We start from the raw sequence: 14766 nt of genomic DNA, 5'->3' as shown, positions 1-14766 counted from the left end.
ATTCGTTATGCTTCTCCTAAAGCCTTTGGGACTTCGTTATAAATGGTTTCTTTTATTTCCAGGAACAGGTTTACTATTTCGCTTGCACTTTCCTCACAAATTTTTTCTTTTAATATTGCAGATTTTAACTTTTGCATTAATTCCGGTGAATGTTTTTTGAATATTCTTTCAACTATGTCATTTTGTAGGGTTACTTCTCTTAGGTTATACTTTAAATCCTCAGTTTGAATTATCACTTTTTCTATTTGGTTATCTCTACTACTTCCCTTTGTCTTAGGCATGTCGCTATAATTAGTGGTAATAGACTGCTGGATTTCTTCTATATGCTCTTGTATTCGTCTCTCAATTCTTCGACCTTCTCTAAAATAATCAATTAAGACTATTTGCGTTAAAGTATTTTCATAACCACTAGGTATTCCTAAGCGATGCAACATTTAAAATCCACTCCCCTCAACCTAATAAATCAAAAGATAGATTCTGATACATTCATTAAAGAATGTCATCAACTCATTGCATAACCTCCAATTCATCTTGCCAAAGTTCTTCTATGCTTAAAGGTGTATCTGCAGGTAAAACATTTAAGTTCCAATGCTTTTTATATGCCATTTGTCGCAACTCTTTTAACGATTTACAGGTATTCACTAATGGCTTGATGTTTTCACTACATAAGTATATTTCAAAGGCCTTATTAGTTTCGTCTATGAATTCCTGCTCTTCAAAAATCCAGTCGTCATTCTCAACCTTTGCAAGAATTATAATACTGGCTACTCCTAAATCTTTTAATTGATTTTCTAATTTCTTTAATCTGCGGTATAAATTACTGTGCATTTATAATGGCACCTGCCCTTGTATTTGATTTGCTAACTTGGCCCTATAATCAGGAGTAGCTTCTAGTAAGCTGTCTAAATCCTCGAATGACTCTAGTTTTACAACTTCACTATCTGTTTCCAGTATTTTTATAAGATTTCTTAAATCTTCTGCTTCCATCTCTTGAAAAGCACTGTCATATTTATTTAGCCAACTGTCATTTGAACGGTCTTTCATTGCTTTCGTTCTTTGTTCAAGCTTTTCAATTCGATTGGCCATATTAACAAACGATCTACCTCGCATTTTAATTCGTGTACCCCCTCTCAACCTCCACAAGGGCCTCTAATTCCTCAATTCTTTTAGCTAAATCTTCAACCTCCATAGACTTTAGAAGAATCTGGCTCAAATAGCCTATTGCCCTTGACTTGGACTCCTCTATTTCGTCATTTAATAGCTGGTTAATAGTTCTATTTAACAATCTGCGTACATGACTAGGATTATTTAATCTAATTTCTTGTTTTTTTGTGGCCATATAGCCTTCACCTCCTAAAAGCCTATAAATTGGTGCTTGTAACGATTTTACGTGTACGAAACTTAATTAAAATAGAGGGCGTTAAAGCCCTCCTTGTTATTCTTCTAAATCAGTTAAAATATAGTGGTCGGTCTTTTTTGGCTGCCCTAGATTATCGGTTTCAGTCTCTGAATATGTAGTTATATGCATAGCATTAGGACTAAAGCTCATAGCTGTTTGATGCAGTTCCTGTTCAAGCTTTTTATATTCCTCGGTGTTTTTCCAGGGCTCATATATATTGTTATCCTTTATAGCATCTTTAAGTTGCTGCAATTCCCGTGTCATTCCTCTTTCAGCCATCTTTGCACCTAGCATTTCAATTTCATCAACCGTTATATCTTTAGTACCTACTTGATTAATTCTAGCCTTTAATTCGTCACTATCCAGCATGGCTATTCGATTACTTTGCCTTTGGTATTCTAGTAGCTTCTCAGCTGGATTTTTTTCTTGCCATGGCTTACGGCTTTTTTCGTTCTTAATAAAAGCGTCTATCCTTACTTGTGTCTCTGATACGTGCTTTTCTTTTGATGTTCTTAGAAAATCTTTCATAGCTTGTTCATGCCTGTTTCTAAGCTCAAGCATGCCCTGTGCGTTCAAGTGGCCTAACTGTTTTTCTCTTTCAATTTCTCGATGCGCTCGCTCTTTCATTTCTCTTAGTTTTATAAAATCATTTGCTAATTTTTTCATTATTTATCCCTCCGTAAATCTTTAAGTTAATTATACCATTTAATATAATTTTGCAAAACCTTTTATTATAGCATTGTTTCATGATTATGTCTAATTTTTAAAAATGCTTATATCTCTGATTGCTTCAAGTGTTACATTTATTTTTGTTTGGGTAACATCGGTAACAAGGGTAACAAAGGTAACGGTACTCCATGGGTTTTATTTTCTTGCCATATCACTAAAATCTAATAGGCTATTTTCTTCTTGACGGTTTCCCGTTACTGCCGTTACTGCTGTTACCTCGTTACCTTCTTCTGAAATATATCTTCTTTTTAAAAGGTTAAAAGTGTTCTCGTAATACACAATTCGTCTTTTAGCAACTCCATCATACTTTTTTAATTTAACTTCCACCCCTAATGTCTTTAGAATCTGGCCTACTACATTAGGGCTTAATCCAGTACGGTCAGCAATATCAGTTGAAGTAATGTTTAGGATATCGCCATTTTTTAAACCCTCTTTTTTATAAAGCGAATTCATAACCATAAACATTTTTTCTACAACTTGTCCTGCTGGACTGCCTAGTCTCTGCTCTATTACTTCCTGCTGATGTTTGCCAATAAACTCCTTATAATCCTTTAATACACTTGGCTCATTAGCGAATAAGCTACTAAAAGCACTACTAATCTGCCTTAATCTTGGTTCTATTCCCTTAAGGTCCAGGTTTACTTTTTGGTCTGGATCTACTGAAAAATAATTGTTTAATCTAAATAGTAATAACTTGTTTCTTAAATTTTCTTCTTCTTGGTAAAACTCTTTACCTAAGACAACCGGTATATCATCTCTTGCTGTTTCGGTCATTATTTCAGTTAGGCATCTTGCTTCTAGTGCTGCGTCCTGGAATCTTCTTCTGGTAGCTAATATTTTAGGTCCATATGTAGGTAAAAATTGAACTTTATCTGGATTATCTTTTGTAGAGCGAATTACTGGCCTGTTAGTTTCAAATCCACAATTTAATATAGTTACTATCTCTGAATACTCATCAGAATTTTTTAAATCCGCTTCATCAATTATTAATGTTCCGGCCCACCTTCTTATAAGTCGATACATTGGCGCTGGAGTAACACACCCTGATGCGCTTATGGGTTTGTAGCATAATCCCCCTATCACATCTAAAAATCTACTCTTACCCACCCCTGTGTCTCCTATTGCCCTTAAGTACGGTATGGTTCTGAATCTATCATAAAGCCATGATAACAATACATAATAAGCTGCAAACTTCCTAAAGTTATCAGATAAATCAAGATATTTATAAATATGGACTTCTATATCGTTTATTAATTGCTGCGTATTTCCATAATCAGTTGCACCAGAAGGCATTTTTAAAGCACCTAGCTCTACTTCTTCCCCAATAATAGGTTTGATAACTTCAGATTTAGGCTGTAATTGATTTATGTATTTTAGGCCTTTTTCTTTATCCATATAAACAAATAGATGCTTGCCATCTTTATATATTTGTTCATATAGGACTTCATTGTTTATACATTTAGACATATATATTATTTTTTGTTCTTCTTCTGCTGCTTTTTTATCAGTTTTCTTCTGTTCGGCCACGAAGTATGCCACCCCCCCAACGCAACTCTACTAAAGTGATGATTTTCTGCTGATTAGTGCCATATTGAAGATTGAAAAAATGTTCATTTATTCTGGGTATGGCATTAAAAATATTTTCTATTGTGTTTTTGTCTAGCTCTTTTCTTAAGGGAATGTCTCTTAATACTCTATAAGCTACATCTTCAATTATTTCTAACTTATTAAGCCAATCATCCACCCTGTTTTGCAGTTCCTGCTCTTTTAACTTTTCAAGCTTTCGCCTTTCGGCTTCCTCTTTTATTTTCTGAAAATCTTTTTTATTAACGCCTTCAAGCCTTATCCCTTCTCCTGCTGCAACTATCCCTAATGCCTTCTTAAAATCGATATTGTGGTACTTCATAAGAAAGTCATATACATCACCAGTAGCACCACAACCAAAACACTTAAATCGACCTTTCTCTGGGCTTACTACAAAAGAAGGTGTGCTTTCTTGATGAAAAGGACATAAACCTTGATAGTTTCTCCCTTTCCTTTGTAGTTCTACATGCTGTATAATAAAATTAACAATGTTTGCCTGTTCTTTAAGGCGTTTAGCAGTAATCATGCTAATCATCAATCCCTTCACCGTTAACGCTGCCTAAGGGCAGCTTTTTCCCTTTCTCCTCATTCGATTTTGCATGACCTCCCGTTGCTTACCCCTCTATAACTCATTCAAATATTTTTCTAAGGCCCAAACTGGCACGACAATCCTTTTAGGGCCTACTCTTTTAGATGGCAGTTCTCCTGTTCGTATAAGCTTTCTAACGGTGCTTTCTGAACAGTTTATACTTTCTGCAACCTCTCGCACAGAATACCCAGTTCTTTTGACTTGCAATTGATTGTTATTCATATATATAAATCCTCCTTGTTAAATTTATCATTTAATTAGTGCCTGCCTATCATCGCCGGCTCGCTGTCTCTCAAGGTCAACGCCCACTCAAGGTTTTTAAAAGGCTTATTTAGTTTTTAAAGAGCATTGGTAAAATTATCTTTTATTGCTTATTATTCTATGGTAAGATGTAGTAAATTGGAATAATCATATTTTGATTGCCAAAATGATTACCAAGCGAGGTGTTAAGAATGGCAAAAGTTACTTATAAAGTTACTTATTTTGAAGTTTTTCCGGAATATAAAATAAAAGACGGTATAATTAAAGCAGTTGGCGATGTTCCAGTATATACGCACCAATGTCCATCTAGATGCTATTTAATGTTTTCTTATATTAAAGATGAAGAGTCATTAGTGCGGTTTGCTAACAAATATGGACTACCAGGAGCTTCAGAAAATGCAAAAATATATTATGATGCTAGTGCTTTTTATTGTATGCATGATGAAGTAAAAGCAATCCTTGATGAAGCTTTGAATATTAGAAATACTCTAAATATAATAAAAAGGAAAAAAAGAAATGTTAATAAAAAATTGACTACAAGCGAGCTTTTAAAAGAAAGGTATTATTGCAATGCGGCAGAATACGAAGAGAATTATTCTAGTTCTATTGATATTTCACATCATTTAGACAGCTTGCCTAGAGAATTTAGAGATAAGTTTGATGAATTTACAACAGAAGATAAAGTAAATAATAGAATCGCCATTACTATAAACGACTATATATCAAATGTAGGACACCAAGCATACTATAACCCCATTAACAAGGATTTTGAAAGCCAGGTAGCTTATGATGGCTTAATCTCAGCATGCTGGTATCAAATGTATTTAAATAATATTGTTTCAAATAATAAGCTAAAAACATGTCCTGAATGTGGAGATCTACATGAAGGACAAGGTAAGTTTTGTCCGCCAGAAAAATTTGGGAAGAGTGCAGGAGAGCGTTCTAATTGTCAAAACAAATACACAAAAAGAGAATGGAAAAGAAGAAAAGAAAAAAGTATAAACAAGCCTTAAAAGCCTAGTTTAAGTCAGTTACAAGCCATGTCATGTAATGCAATTTAATGCATTAATTAATGCAACTAGAACAAAAAAAGAAAAAATATATAAAATAACTAAATAATATTTAAAATTAAAAACAAGGCATTCAATCGCCTTTCTATAGGGGTTTTAAAACGTATAAAACAATATAAAAGTAAATAAAAATATATAGGTTCTGCGTCTCCAAAACCGAGGGCTGCGGGTTCGATTCCTGTCTCCCCTGCCACTAAGAAATAAGCAACCACGCTTGATAGCGTGGTTTTTGTTTTTTCTGGGTTTATTTTTTTTATGTTTGGTGTCCGATTAGTGACCAAATCAATAATTTTTTAAATAAGTTTACCTGTTTTTTTAATTTTCATAAAACTATATAAAAATAAAATTATAAAAGAAACAGCTAAGCTAAAATAGAATTCTGGATAGGTTAATTGTAAACTTAATGATAAACTAACCTTTCCTGTCATGGTCATATAATGCCAAAAAATAAATTCATAAATTTTCACACCTATTATACCAAGTATAGCTACTAAAGATATCCAATTTCTATCTTTCTTGAAAGGATACCAAAGTCCTACTACAAATAGAACTATACATAATATAGTAATAGGATTCAATAACACTATAGTTCCCGATATTTCCTTTATTCCCCGTGCCCCACCAAACCAACTTAAAAACATAGTTGAAATATCAATTAGAAGTAATACAGTTAATATAATTTTGTTTTTTACAGTCACTTCACTATCTCCCATAAATATATTTGTTAGTATTACGCTTTTAGTAAAACAAACTGTCAATTTAAGACTATGATTTTTCAGATAATAATTGAATTATTTCGCCTAAACCAATTAAAATAAATCCAGTTACAAATGATAATGAGACAGAGTAAAAAAAATCAATAGTTCTTAATCCTTCAAAATATGGTTGTGAAATATGTATAGAGTTAATAATGATACCAAAAACTATGTATAATACACCCACTACCTTTAGAATTAACCCTGTTTTGTTCGTAGGTATTTTTATGTTTACTTTTTTATTGTTGATATTAGCTTTATCTAGTAAATCTTTTTCGGTAAGATTACGCTCTTTCATTTCACTTAAAATTAGAGCAAAAGCTTCTTCTGTATAGTCCTTCTTTTTACTAAACATTTTCAGTAATTCTTCATCACTAATATGTTTAATTTCTTCTTTTAATAAATTCATTATATATCTCCTTTGTCATAAATTCTTATTTTACTTTTTATAATAATTGCCTTTATTTTATCTTCGTATTATCTTTATATATTCCCTTTTATATTTTGTAAAAAGGCCATATTTGGTAATGAAATAGCCATATATGGTACTTAATAGACAATAAAAATATCATGGTCGCAAAAGATTCATGTAGTAAATAATAATTAAACTATAATCTATATCAAGTGGCAGTTAGTGCTCAATTTTAGCCTATTCACTACTCTATATGGCCTTTTCATAATATTTAACAGGAAAATCATAACATAATCTTGTATTCTATTTTTATAGTAATGATTATATTTTTGCAGTTTAATCACTACAAAAGTATGGATATTGCAACAATAGGAGGTTGACACCAGTGTCTAAAAAAAAGATTTTTGCTTTAGTATTTTTAGTTATATTTATCCCTTGTTACCTAATATCTCTTTATTATTACAGCCAGCATATTGTAACTGTTAAAGAACTTGAAATTGGAGAAATAATAGAAGTTTCTGAAGGAATAGTATTTATACATAATATAGAGATGCATAATTTTGAAGGACAGCAAGGTAGGGATTTTTATGATAGACTTGAGTGGTTTTATGACTCGATTATTTCTAAATTACCTAGGGAATACCAAATTACTGCTATGAATATAGTTGCATTTTATAATAAACCTTATAATTTTGATTTAGGTTTAGAAGATGTGGAAGGAAGCATAGTTTACATAAATGGGTTATATATATCTGACAAAGATATAGATAGATTCCATCATGATTTTAATACTATAATCAATAGTTGGTACAGAAAATAAAATAACAATTATAAGTAGTAGTAAAGAAATAGGTTTTACAAGCACTAGGGGCAGTAATGTTATAAAGTTTAATTCTAGAAATAAGATATATGAAAATGAGTACTCTCCAGAAAGTAGTGATAACCTAATCATAACAGTAAGGGATACATTGAACGATGAAGTCCATGAATTTAATATAGAATCTAACTGGAAAACAAATAATTATAATTATTTTAAAAGACCTCCATCACAATATAGCTTTCGTCCAAGTAATACAGCTCATAGCTTTATAAGAACAGCTGTTGATAAAGAAGATTTAAAAGCGGCAGAAACTGGTATACACCCAAAGATAACCGACTTTCCTTGGGAGAATCTTGAGCACGATCAATGGTCAAGAAGGCTAGGTCGACTAACAAGATATGAAGGTAATTATCTAGGATTTGATCATGTATTCTCCACCAGAATTACCTTTGGTGAGCGTGAAGATGATAATTCAAAAGTTGAATATGTACAAAATATCTTTATGACTGACTATGATAATGAATGGAAAATAATAGACATAAGCCCATTGATGGAATATAAGGAATAACACATTTTTTAACTTTCATATCTTATGTATATCTAATACGTTTTCGGAGGTAAGTATTATTAAATTATTTGCAATTAGTATGGCAACAGCTATAACATTTTTTTTATTTTAATTGCATTGAGTAGCAATTTTATTATTGCTTGTTTTTTCGGTGCAATGGGTTTTTTCATTCCTTTTGCAATCAAATTACAAGATATTAATGAAGAAGTTAGTAATATTAATAAAAAAATTAAGCAATTAAATATCGATAAAGAAAATTAGATTTATCGCTATTACTCTCTAATCCAAGTACAAACATATATTGTATCTTTATCTTCAGTATTGAGTCGAGGATTTTTTATTGTCCATTCCCCTTTTAAGCCTAGTTCTTCTGAACTAATTTGAAAATGACAACAAGCTATACCTATATCAATCATCTGAATGTCATAAGCAAGGTATTTACCGTAATTAGGAGTTCTTTTTAGATAAAAATGCACTTTTTCATTATCAATTATTATTCTCCAAGGTTGTTTGTTACTTGCTGATGGACCTAACCTAATCATTTCTAGAGGTATTTCTAATTTTTCTGCTTGGTTTTTAGTCAGAGGCAATAAATTAGTATTAAAAAATAGTTCTGACCAGTCTTTTCTGTGGTCAGATTTCGCTGTTAATCTAATAGCTTTTTCCATAAACCTCATTTTGTTTTCAGCATACCCTATAGGTGTTATGCACGGAATAATTTCATCTTCCTGTAGCTCTACTAATTTTGTAATTTTATTTCTATTAAAACTTGCACCTAGCCAACAAGTTCCTATATCTAATCCAGTTAAAAAGAGAATTAATTTCTCAAATGAATAACCATAATCTAAATGATTGTTTTCTTTATCTTTTTTCATTATCCCAACAATAAAAGTTTGGGTCCCTTTTATAAAACCATAGGTTCCTATTTTTTCTTTTTTATTAGGGTTTATATTGCCCTTAACTATTTTAAATTTTGTTTCATTACCAAATAAACCTGTTTTATTTTCGTTTATATCTATGTATTCTTGTATTAGTTCAAGTTTGTTAGTTTCTATTTCCTTGTTTATAAATGTTCTTACTGATGTTCTATTTTTTATATTATCTATATTTAAACTATTCATTAAGCAGTAACCTCCTAGTATTATAATTACAAAAAGCCAAACTTTTTATAATTATAATAAAGTTGGCTTTTTATTTTTAAGCTCTATTAAATTAGCTTTGTGCTACAAGACGTAGTTGTACGACTTCAGTAGGTACACCAGCCCGTAGTGGGAACCAGTCACCAGACCCTCTATGGACAAATAAACTATTTCCTTCTTTCTTATATATACCTCCTACATAACGAAATAGATAATTACCAGCATTAAATAATTCATAGTCTTCTCCCATACGTAATGCTAGTTGTCCCCCATGGGTATGCCCGGCCAAAGTAACAGGAATATTAGCCTGTACTGCAGCATCAAACGCATGAGGATGGTGAGTTAGTAATAGTTTTAAGCTGTTGCCAGGGGTATTGGTATATTCAACAGCTCTTCTAATATTCTTTAAGTCTTGTAGCTCACTATAGGAAAAATCTATTCCTAAAAGTTTAATAGGGGTAGAACCTGTATCAATAATAGTAGATTCATCTAGAAGTAAATTAAATCCAGCATTCCTAACAGTATTTACCCATTTATTTGCATCATATATTTTATCATGGTTACCTATGCATAAATAAACACCCTGCTCTGCTTTTAATTCACCAATAAAATCTATTAAATCAGGCATATAGTCAAAATTATTATCTAATATATCTCCAGTTATAACAGTAATATTGCTCTTTAGCTGATTTGCTGTTTGGACTATATTTTCAATACGTTCACGCCCTGTTAAAATTCCAACATGGGTGTCAGAAAGGTGAGTGATTGTATATCCTTCTAAGTCTGGTGGTAAGTTTACAACAGGTAGATCAATAATTCGTACATTTAAGTTCTTTTTGTCAAAAAAAGTTGCTACAGATGCTCCACTTACTATTAATGGTGGTGTTGCTACTAAACCTAATTTAACAAACTGACGCCTACTTAAATGGTTATTTAAATTTTCCTCATTTTGTTGTTCTTTATTGTTAAAGTATTTATTATAGTACTTAAATCCCCAGATTGTTATAGCAACAATACCCATCCCAAGCATCCAAAGTAAAATAGCTCCTATCCACAGATATAAAGCGGAAGTCCAAAGCCAAGGACCACTTTCTAATGGATTACCTAATCCTAAAGTAGCACTAATAATAGGAATAAAAATAATAAGCATCCATAATACTAATGCTATTCTAGTATACTTTCTTGCTATGGGATAATTTTTCAAATCATGTCTAAGCCAATAGTCACTTATAAGGTACCAAGCTAAGTTTATTCCAAGAACTATTGTAATAATTAAATAAAACATCAATATCACCTTATGAATTTTATTTTTAGTGTTGTTAAAACACTCGAGGTATTTCTCTTATATCTTCCTCCAAAACACAGTAAAAAAGGCTATATAATAATTAAATAGCCAAATTAAAGTTTAATATTTTTGATGGATACTGGACGTGTCACTAACAAAATTTATCAAATTTGGTATACAATAAAATTATTATCTAATATATCTCCAGAATAACTAAATTACAAAGGTTAATACCTAAAAGTCATTCCAGCTTCTCCTTTGATAATTTTATTACCTAATGCTGAATATAGTTTAGCAGCAGAATAAAAGCCAGTGCAATGACAAGGTATTATTTGACTAAAATTACAAGTCTTTAAAAATTCAATAGTTTTATTAATTCGTTCGTCACTTGCAGTCATCAAGTGAGTGCCACCTATAAAGCTAAGTATCTTTTTTCTACCTGTTTTTTCAATTGCGTAATTAATAATATTAACTATACCTGAATGTGCACATCCACTTATTATAATTAAACCATCGGGATGATCTATTATTAAGGCTATATCATCTGGAAGTGTATCATCCACTAAATTTCCATTATGCTCAGTTTTAAAACTACCTCCAGCAAAACTTCCTACATCTTCATAATCATTATTACGTGGAACTGCTCCAGTTAAATAAATATTTGGAGCAATTTGAGTAAAATTATCAGTAAATATCATTTCTGCATTATTAGTTTGGACTTCCTCTAGACTAAAACAACTTCCTATATCTTTTTTATCATCTTCAGTAACAATATATCTTTTTGAGAAAACTGCGGAATGGGCGTAGATTTTTTTGATTCCTCCCATTTTTAATAAAGATGATACAGCACCTGTATGATCAAAATGTCCATGACTAATAATAAGGTTTGAAACTTCATTTAAATTTTCTCCCATAGCAGAAGCATTTTTAAATATTGCATCACCATTGCCGGTGTCTATTAAATAGTTTTCATTGTTTACAGTAACTAGAGCTGCAAAGCCATATTCTCCTATAACAGAGGGCATTGGGGCTGTATTCTCTACTAAAATACTGACTGTAACTTGCATATATATTCCTCCTTCTGAATTTTCAAATTATAGAAATGGTAAATTCTCCTATACATTAATAATTTTCTTCATATTTTCTTAATAACCCTTTATTTATTTATTAAAATTGGTTATGTATTATTTGATTTAGGTACACTCGTATATTGTTTCAAATTGAAGGGTAAATTACTTCTAACGGAGGTGATTATGTGAATAAAACAGCGGCAGCACTTTTAGTAAAGTTTGCTATAACATTTATTGCGGCTTTAATAGCACTATCATTAATAATCCCTAATTGGTGGTGGGCAGTTCTGGTCATAGCTATAATAGGAACTGCAGCTAATTATTTTCTGGGTGATTTAATAATTTTGCCTACTTATGGTAATGTATTGGCATCTATAGGAGACGGAATATTGGCTGCTTTAATCGCATGGGTAGTTGCTCTAGTCTGGCCGGTTGTAGAAATAACAATTATAGCAGCAATAGTTTATGCTGTTATTATTGCCGTAGCAGAATATTTTTTTCATATGTACTTAGAATCTTCAGAAGAAGTCCAACCTTAGTTATAACTTAACTTTAGCTTCCTAATGGAATGCTAAAGTTAAGAATCATCATATAAATAGTTATAGTATTTTATTTGGTAATAATGGCAATAATTTATGTAGAAATGCTAAGGAGGTATAGTTTGGCTAATATTAAAGTATATTTTTCTTTGCTATTTGCAACTTTTTTACTAATACAATTTTCTATTTATGCACTTTTAAGCACGAACAATTCTTGGTATTGGATGGGTATTATTTTTTCTTCTTTTGCAATCACATACATAATATATATTTTATATAGTAAACTGACTTATCAAATTAAACCTAAAAAAGAATATAGTTTTTATATTACTGATGATAATAATAACGATGAGGATGTTTTGTTTAAAAATTTAAGAAAACGTTATTAAAAGACCCGGATAAAAAATCCGGGTCTTTTTTTGATCATTTTTTTACTATTATTCTTTTTCTTGTTTAACTTTTTCAATTACTTTTTCCACGTTTTGTGCTGGTACTTCTTCATAATGTGAAAATTCCATTTTAAATTTGCCTCTACCTTGGGTTATTGATTTAAGGTCTATAGTATATCTTGCCATTTCTGCTAAAGGAACTTGTGCTTTAATAGTTTGTTTGTTTCCAGAAGGCTCCATTCCTTGAACCCGACCTCTTTTACTGTTTAGATCTCCAATTATATCACCCATATATTGATCAGGTATTTCAATCTCAACATTTACTATTGGTTCTAATAATGTTGGATTTGCTGTCTCTACACCTTTCTTGAAAGCTAGTTTAGCGGCCATTTTAAAAGCCATTTCATTTGAATCAACGGCATGATATGAACCATCATATAAAGTAGCTTTTACATTAGTTACAGGATAACCAGCTAGAACTCCTTCTTCTAATGCTTCTAATAAACCTTTTTCTACAGCAGGAAAATATTGTCTTGGAACAGAACCACCAAATATTTTTTCATTAAATTCAAATTCACCTTCTGCATAAGGTTCAAATTCTATCCATACATGACCATATTGTCCTGCACCACCAGATTGTTTCTTGTGTTTACCTTCAACCTTAACTGAACCTCGAATTGTTTCTCTATATGGTATTCTCATATCTTTACTTACAACATCAACACCGTATTTTCTAGATAGTTTCTCCATAATTATTTCCATATGGGTATCTCCCATACTTCTTAAAATTGTTTGACGCGTTTCTCTGTTCTTTTCAACTCTAATAGTAGGATCTTCCTCTAAAATTCTAGAAAAGGCACCACTAAGTTTATCTTCATCACCCTTACTTTTAGGCTCTATAGCTACACTTAAGGTTGGTTCTGGAAATTCAATTGGATCTAATGTAACAGGATTAGCTTTCTGGGTTAAAGTATCACCTGTAGAAGTTGCTGAAAGCTTTGCAACAGCTGCTATATCCCCAGCATGTAGTTCTGAAACATTGGCTTGTTCTTTTCCTGTCATAATTATAATTTGGGCAATCTTTTCATCTTTTTCTTTGGTTGGATTAAATACTACGCTATCTGCTTTTAATGTTCCGGTAAATACACGGAACATATTAAGTCTACCAATATAAGGGTCAGCTATTGTTTTAAATACTTGAGCAGCAAAAGGTTCTTCGGCTGTATTTTTTCCTTCAACCATAGGATTATTGTCAGGAGTAGCCGCACAATCAGTAATGAACTCCATTAGTGGTTGAATTCCTATATTTTTAGTAGCCGAACCACAGAATACAAAAACAGCAGAACCAGCACAAGCTGCCTCTTTTATTCCTGTTATAATCTCTGCATCACTTAATTCTTCACCTTCTAAATACTTTGTTAATAAATCATCATTTGCCTCAGCAGCAGCTTCTATTAGTTCTTCTTTATATGTTTCTACATCATCCATCATATCTGCTGGAATATCTTCTTCAGTAATTTTGCCAGTTCCTGTTTCAAATATTAATGCTTTCATTTTTATTAAATCAACTACACCTTTAAAGTTTTCTTCCATACCTATGGGTAATTGTACAGGAACAATATTATCTGAAAATCTATTTTTTAATTCATCTAAAGCTTTATAAAAATCAGCATTCTCTCTATCTAATTTATTTATAAAAACCATTTTGGGTGTTGAAGGATAGTCTTCCCATAAAACTTCAGTTTGAACTTCAACACCAGCGTTAGCACCTACAACAATCATCATACTATCTGCTACACGCATAGTTCCAATAACTTCAAAATAAAAATCTGCATAGCCTGGTGTATCTAACACATTTATTTTATGGTTGTTAAATTCACAAGGTATAAGGGATGTGCTCATTGTTATTTGTTTTTTTATTTCTTCAGGATAAAAGTCTGCAACTGTATTACCATCATCTACTTTTCCTAATCTTTTTATAGCTCCTGTATTATATATCATGGCTTCTGCCAGTGATGTCTTTCCTGTACCTCCATGGCCGACAAGAGCAATATTGCGTATTTGGCTAGTGGGATAAACCTTCATTGAATAACCTCCTTAAAAATTACTATAACTGATAAAATGGTACTATAATTTGTTTAAACTAGCAAAAATTTT

20 protein-coding genes are annotated in these 14766 nt (G+C 31.5%); 6 read left to right on the top strand and 14 right to left on the bottom strand.

The genetic code is table 11. The features are described 5' to 3' along the window. Positions 1-5: 5 nt before the first annotated feature. The 8 genes from SYNTR_RS03455 to SYNTR_RS03420 all read right to left on the bottom strand — a co-directional run bounded on the left by SYNTR_RS03455 (position 6) and on the right by SYNTR_RS03420 (position 4523). Positions 6-434 (bottom strand): hypothetical protein, encoded by a 429-nt coding sequence (locus SYNTR_RS03455; protein WP_156203215.1) that lies wholly within the window; start codon positions 432-434, stop codon positions 6-8. A gap of 73 nt (positions 435-507) precedes the next feature. Beyond that, positions 508-828 carry a hypothetical protein gene (locus SYNTR_RS03450; RefSeq protein WP_156203214.1) on the bottom strand — a complete coding sequence of 107 codons (321 nt, stop codon included), beginning with the start codon at positions 826-828 and terminating at the stop codon, positions 508-510. Beyond that, positions 829-1110, bottom strand: a complete 282-nt coding sequence (locus tag SYNTR_RS03445; RefSeq protein ID WP_156203213.1) for a hypothetical protein — start codon at positions 1108-1110, stop codon at positions 829-831. A gap of 1 nt (position 1111) precedes the next feature. Continuing rightward, positions 1112-1339, bottom strand: a complete 228-nt coding sequence (locus tag SYNTR_RS03440) for a hypothetical protein (protein WP_156203212.1) — start codon at positions 1337-1339, stop codon at positions 1112-1114. Between the two features lie 96 nt (positions 1340-1435). Then, positions 1436-2065 carry a hypothetical protein gene (locus tag SYNTR_RS03435; RefSeq protein WP_156203211.1) on the bottom strand — a complete coding sequence of 210 codons (630 nt, stop codon included), beginning with the start codon at positions 2063-2065 and terminating at the stop codon, positions 1436-1438. Between the two features lie 198 nt (positions 2066-2263). After that, positions 2264-3655, bottom strand: a complete 1392-nt coding sequence (locus SYNTR_RS03430) for a hypothetical protein (protein ID WP_156203210.1) — start codon at positions 3653-3655, stop codon at positions 2264-2266. Further along, positions 3633-4259, bottom strand: coding sequence for a CHC2 zinc finger domain-containing protein (locus SYNTR_RS03425; protein WP_156203209.1), 627 nt, complete (start codon positions 4257-4259; stop codon positions 3633-3635). Before SYNTR_RS03425 ends, SYNTR_RS03430 begins: the two co-directional genes overlap by 23 nt. A 75-nt stretch (positions 4260-4334) precedes the next feature. Beyond that, complete coding sequence (locus SYNTR_RS03420) at positions 4335-4523, bottom strand: helix-turn-helix domain-containing protein (protein ID WP_156203208.1); 189 nt, start codon at positions 4521-4523, stop codon at positions 4335-4337. Between the two features lie 230 nt (positions 4524-4753). Between SYNTR_RS03420 and SYNTR_RS03415 the strand changes: the two genes are divergently transcribed. After that, on the top strand, positions 4754-5575 hold the full coding sequence (locus tag SYNTR_RS03415) for a hypothetical protein (protein ID WP_156203207.1): 822 nt from the start codon (positions 4754-4756) through the stop codon (positions 5573-5575). 350 nt (positions 5576-5925) lie between these two features. Here SYNTR_RS03415 and SYNTR_RS03410 read toward each other — a convergent pair whose 3' ends face one another. Then, positions 5926-6330, bottom strand: coding sequence for a hypothetical protein (locus SYNTR_RS03410; RefSeq protein WP_243140230.1), 405 nt, complete (start codon positions 6328-6330; stop codon positions 5926-5928). Positions 6331-6397: 67 nt separating this feature from the next. After that, complete coding sequence (locus SYNTR_RS03405; RefSeq protein ID WP_156203205.1) at positions 6398-6796, bottom strand: hypothetical protein; 399 nt, start codon at positions 6794-6796, stop codon at positions 6398-6400. A gap of 388 nt (positions 6797-7184) precedes the next feature. Between SYNTR_RS03405 and SYNTR_RS03400 the strand changes: the two genes are divergently transcribed. From SYNTR_RS03400 to SYNTR_RS03390, 3 genes are all read left to right on the top strand, one after another. Then, positions 7185-7619: a hypothetical protein gene (locus tag SYNTR_RS03400; protein ID WP_156203204.1), complete on the top strand. Its 435-nt coding sequence runs from the start codon at positions 7185-7187 to the stop codon at positions 7617-7619. Between the two features lie 148 nt (positions 7620-7767). Continuing rightward, positions 7768-8187 carry a hypothetical protein gene (locus SYNTR_RS03395; protein ID WP_156203203.1) on the top strand — a complete coding sequence of 140 codons (420 nt, stop codon included), beginning with the start codon at positions 7768-7770 and terminating at the stop codon, positions 8185-8187. A gap of 117 nt (positions 8188-8304) precedes the next feature. Continuing rightward, a complete protein-coding gene (locus SYNTR_RS03390; protein ID WP_156203202.1) occupies positions 8305-8448 on the top strand; it encodes a hypothetical protein in 144 nt (47 codons plus the stop codon). 11 nt (positions 8449-8459) lie between these two features. Here the strand turns inward: SYNTR_RS03390 and SYNTR_RS03385 are convergent, their stop codons facing one another. The 3 genes from SYNTR_RS03385 to SYNTR_RS03375 all read right to left on the bottom strand — a co-directional run bounded on the left by SYNTR_RS03385 (position 8460) and on the right by SYNTR_RS03375 (position 11678). Continuing rightward, positions 8460-9308, bottom strand: a complete 849-nt coding sequence (locus SYNTR_RS03385) for a nitroreductase family protein (protein ID WP_156203201.1) — start codon at positions 9306-9308, stop codon at positions 8460-8462. Between the two features lie 91 nt (positions 9309-9399). After that, positions 9400-10611 (bottom strand): metallophosphoesterase, encoded by a 1212-nt coding sequence (locus tag SYNTR_RS03380; protein WP_156203200.1) that lies wholly within the window; start codon positions 10609-10611, stop codon positions 9400-9402. A gap of 227 nt (positions 10612-10838) precedes the next feature. Beyond that, positions 10839-11678 carry an MBL fold metallo-hydrolase gene (locus tag SYNTR_RS03375; RefSeq protein WP_156203199.1) on the bottom strand — a complete coding sequence of 280 codons (840 nt, stop codon included), beginning with the start codon at positions 11676-11678 and terminating at the stop codon, positions 10839-10841. A gap of 188 nt (positions 11679-11866) precedes the next feature. Between SYNTR_RS03375 and SYNTR_RS03370 the strand changes: the two genes are divergently transcribed. Both SYNTR_RS03370 and SYNTR_RS03365 read left to right on the top strand, forming a co-directional pair. Further along, on the top strand, positions 11867-12220 hold the full coding sequence (locus SYNTR_RS03370) for a DUF2512 family protein (RefSeq protein WP_156203198.1): 354 nt from the start codon (positions 11867-11869) through the stop codon (positions 12218-12220). A 122-nt stretch (positions 12221-12342) separates the two neighbouring features. Next, a complete protein-coding gene (locus SYNTR_RS03365) occupies positions 12343-12609 on the top strand; it encodes a hypothetical protein (RefSeq protein WP_156203197.1) in 267 nt (88 codons plus the stop codon). Between the two features lie 48 nt (positions 12610-12657). Here SYNTR_RS03365 and fusA read toward each other — a convergent pair whose 3' ends face one another. After that, a complete protein-coding gene (gene fusA, locus SYNTR_RS03360; RefSeq protein ID WP_156203196.1) occupies positions 12658-14694 on the bottom strand; it encodes an elongation factor G in 2037 nt (678 codons plus the stop codon). Positions 14695-14766 lie beyond the last annotated feature (72 nt).

Origin of the sequence: Candidatus Syntrophocurvum alkaliphilum, from assembly GCF_009734445.1 — a bacterium.
GTDB lineage: Bacteria > Bacillota > Syntrophomonadia > Syntrophomonadales > Syntrophomonadaceae > Syntrophocurvum > Syntrophocurvum alkaliphilum.
This window is presented reverse-complemented; position numbering and strand designations above follow the sequence as displayed.

What these genes read in the sequence shown, in the direction of transcription:
- SYNTR_RS03455 (WP_156203215.1), bottom strand. Translation starts at nt 434, where the DNA reads ATGTTGCATCGCTTAGGAATACCTAGTGGTTATGAAAATACTTTAACG.
- SYNTR_RS03450 (WP_156203214.1), bottom strand. Translation starts at nt 828, where the DNA reads ATGCACAGTAATTTATACCGCAGATTAAAGAAATTAGAAAATCAATTA.
- SYNTR_RS03445 (WP_156203213.1), bottom strand. Translation starts at nt 1,110, where the DNA reads ATGCGAGGTAGATCGTTTGTTAATATGGCCAATCGAATTGAAAAGCTT.
- SYNTR_RS03440 (WP_156203212.1), bottom strand. Translation starts at nt 1,339, where the DNA reads ATGGCCACAAAAAAACAAGAAATTAGATTAAATAATCCTAGTCATGTA.
- SYNTR_RS03435 (WP_156203211.1), bottom strand. Translation starts at nt 2,065, where the DNA reads ATGAAAAAATTAGCAAATGATTTTATAAAACTAAGAGAAATGAAAGAG.
- SYNTR_RS03420 (WP_156203208.1), bottom strand. Translation starts at nt 4,523, where the DNA reads ATGAATAACAATCAATTGCAAGTCAAAAGAACTGGGTATTCTGTGCGA.
- SYNTR_RS03415 (WP_156203207.1), top strand. Translation starts at nt 4,754, where the DNA reads ATGGCAAAAGTTACTTATAAAGTTACTTATTTTGAAGTTTTTCCGGAA.
- SYNTR_RS03405 (WP_156203205.1), bottom strand. Translation starts at nt 6,796, where the DNA reads ATGAATTTATTAAAAGAAGAAATTAAACATATTAGTGATGAAGAATTA.
- SYNTR_RS03385 (WP_156203201.1), bottom strand. Translation starts at nt 9,308, where the DNA reads ATGAATAGTTTAAATATAGATAATATAAAAAATAGAACATCAGTAAGA.
- SYNTR_RS03380 (WP_156203200.1), bottom strand. Translation starts at nt 10,611, where the DNA reads ATGTTTTATTTAATTATTACAATAGTTCTTGGAATAAACTTAGCTTGG.
- SYNTR_RS03375 (WP_156203199.1), bottom strand. Translation starts at nt 11,678, where the DNA reads ATGCAAGTTACAGTCAGTATTTTAGTAGAGAATACAGCCCCAATGCCC.
- fusA (WP_156203196.1), bottom strand. Translation starts at nt 14,694, where the DNA reads ATGAAGGTTTATCCCACTAGCCAAATACGCAATATTGCTCTTGTCGGC.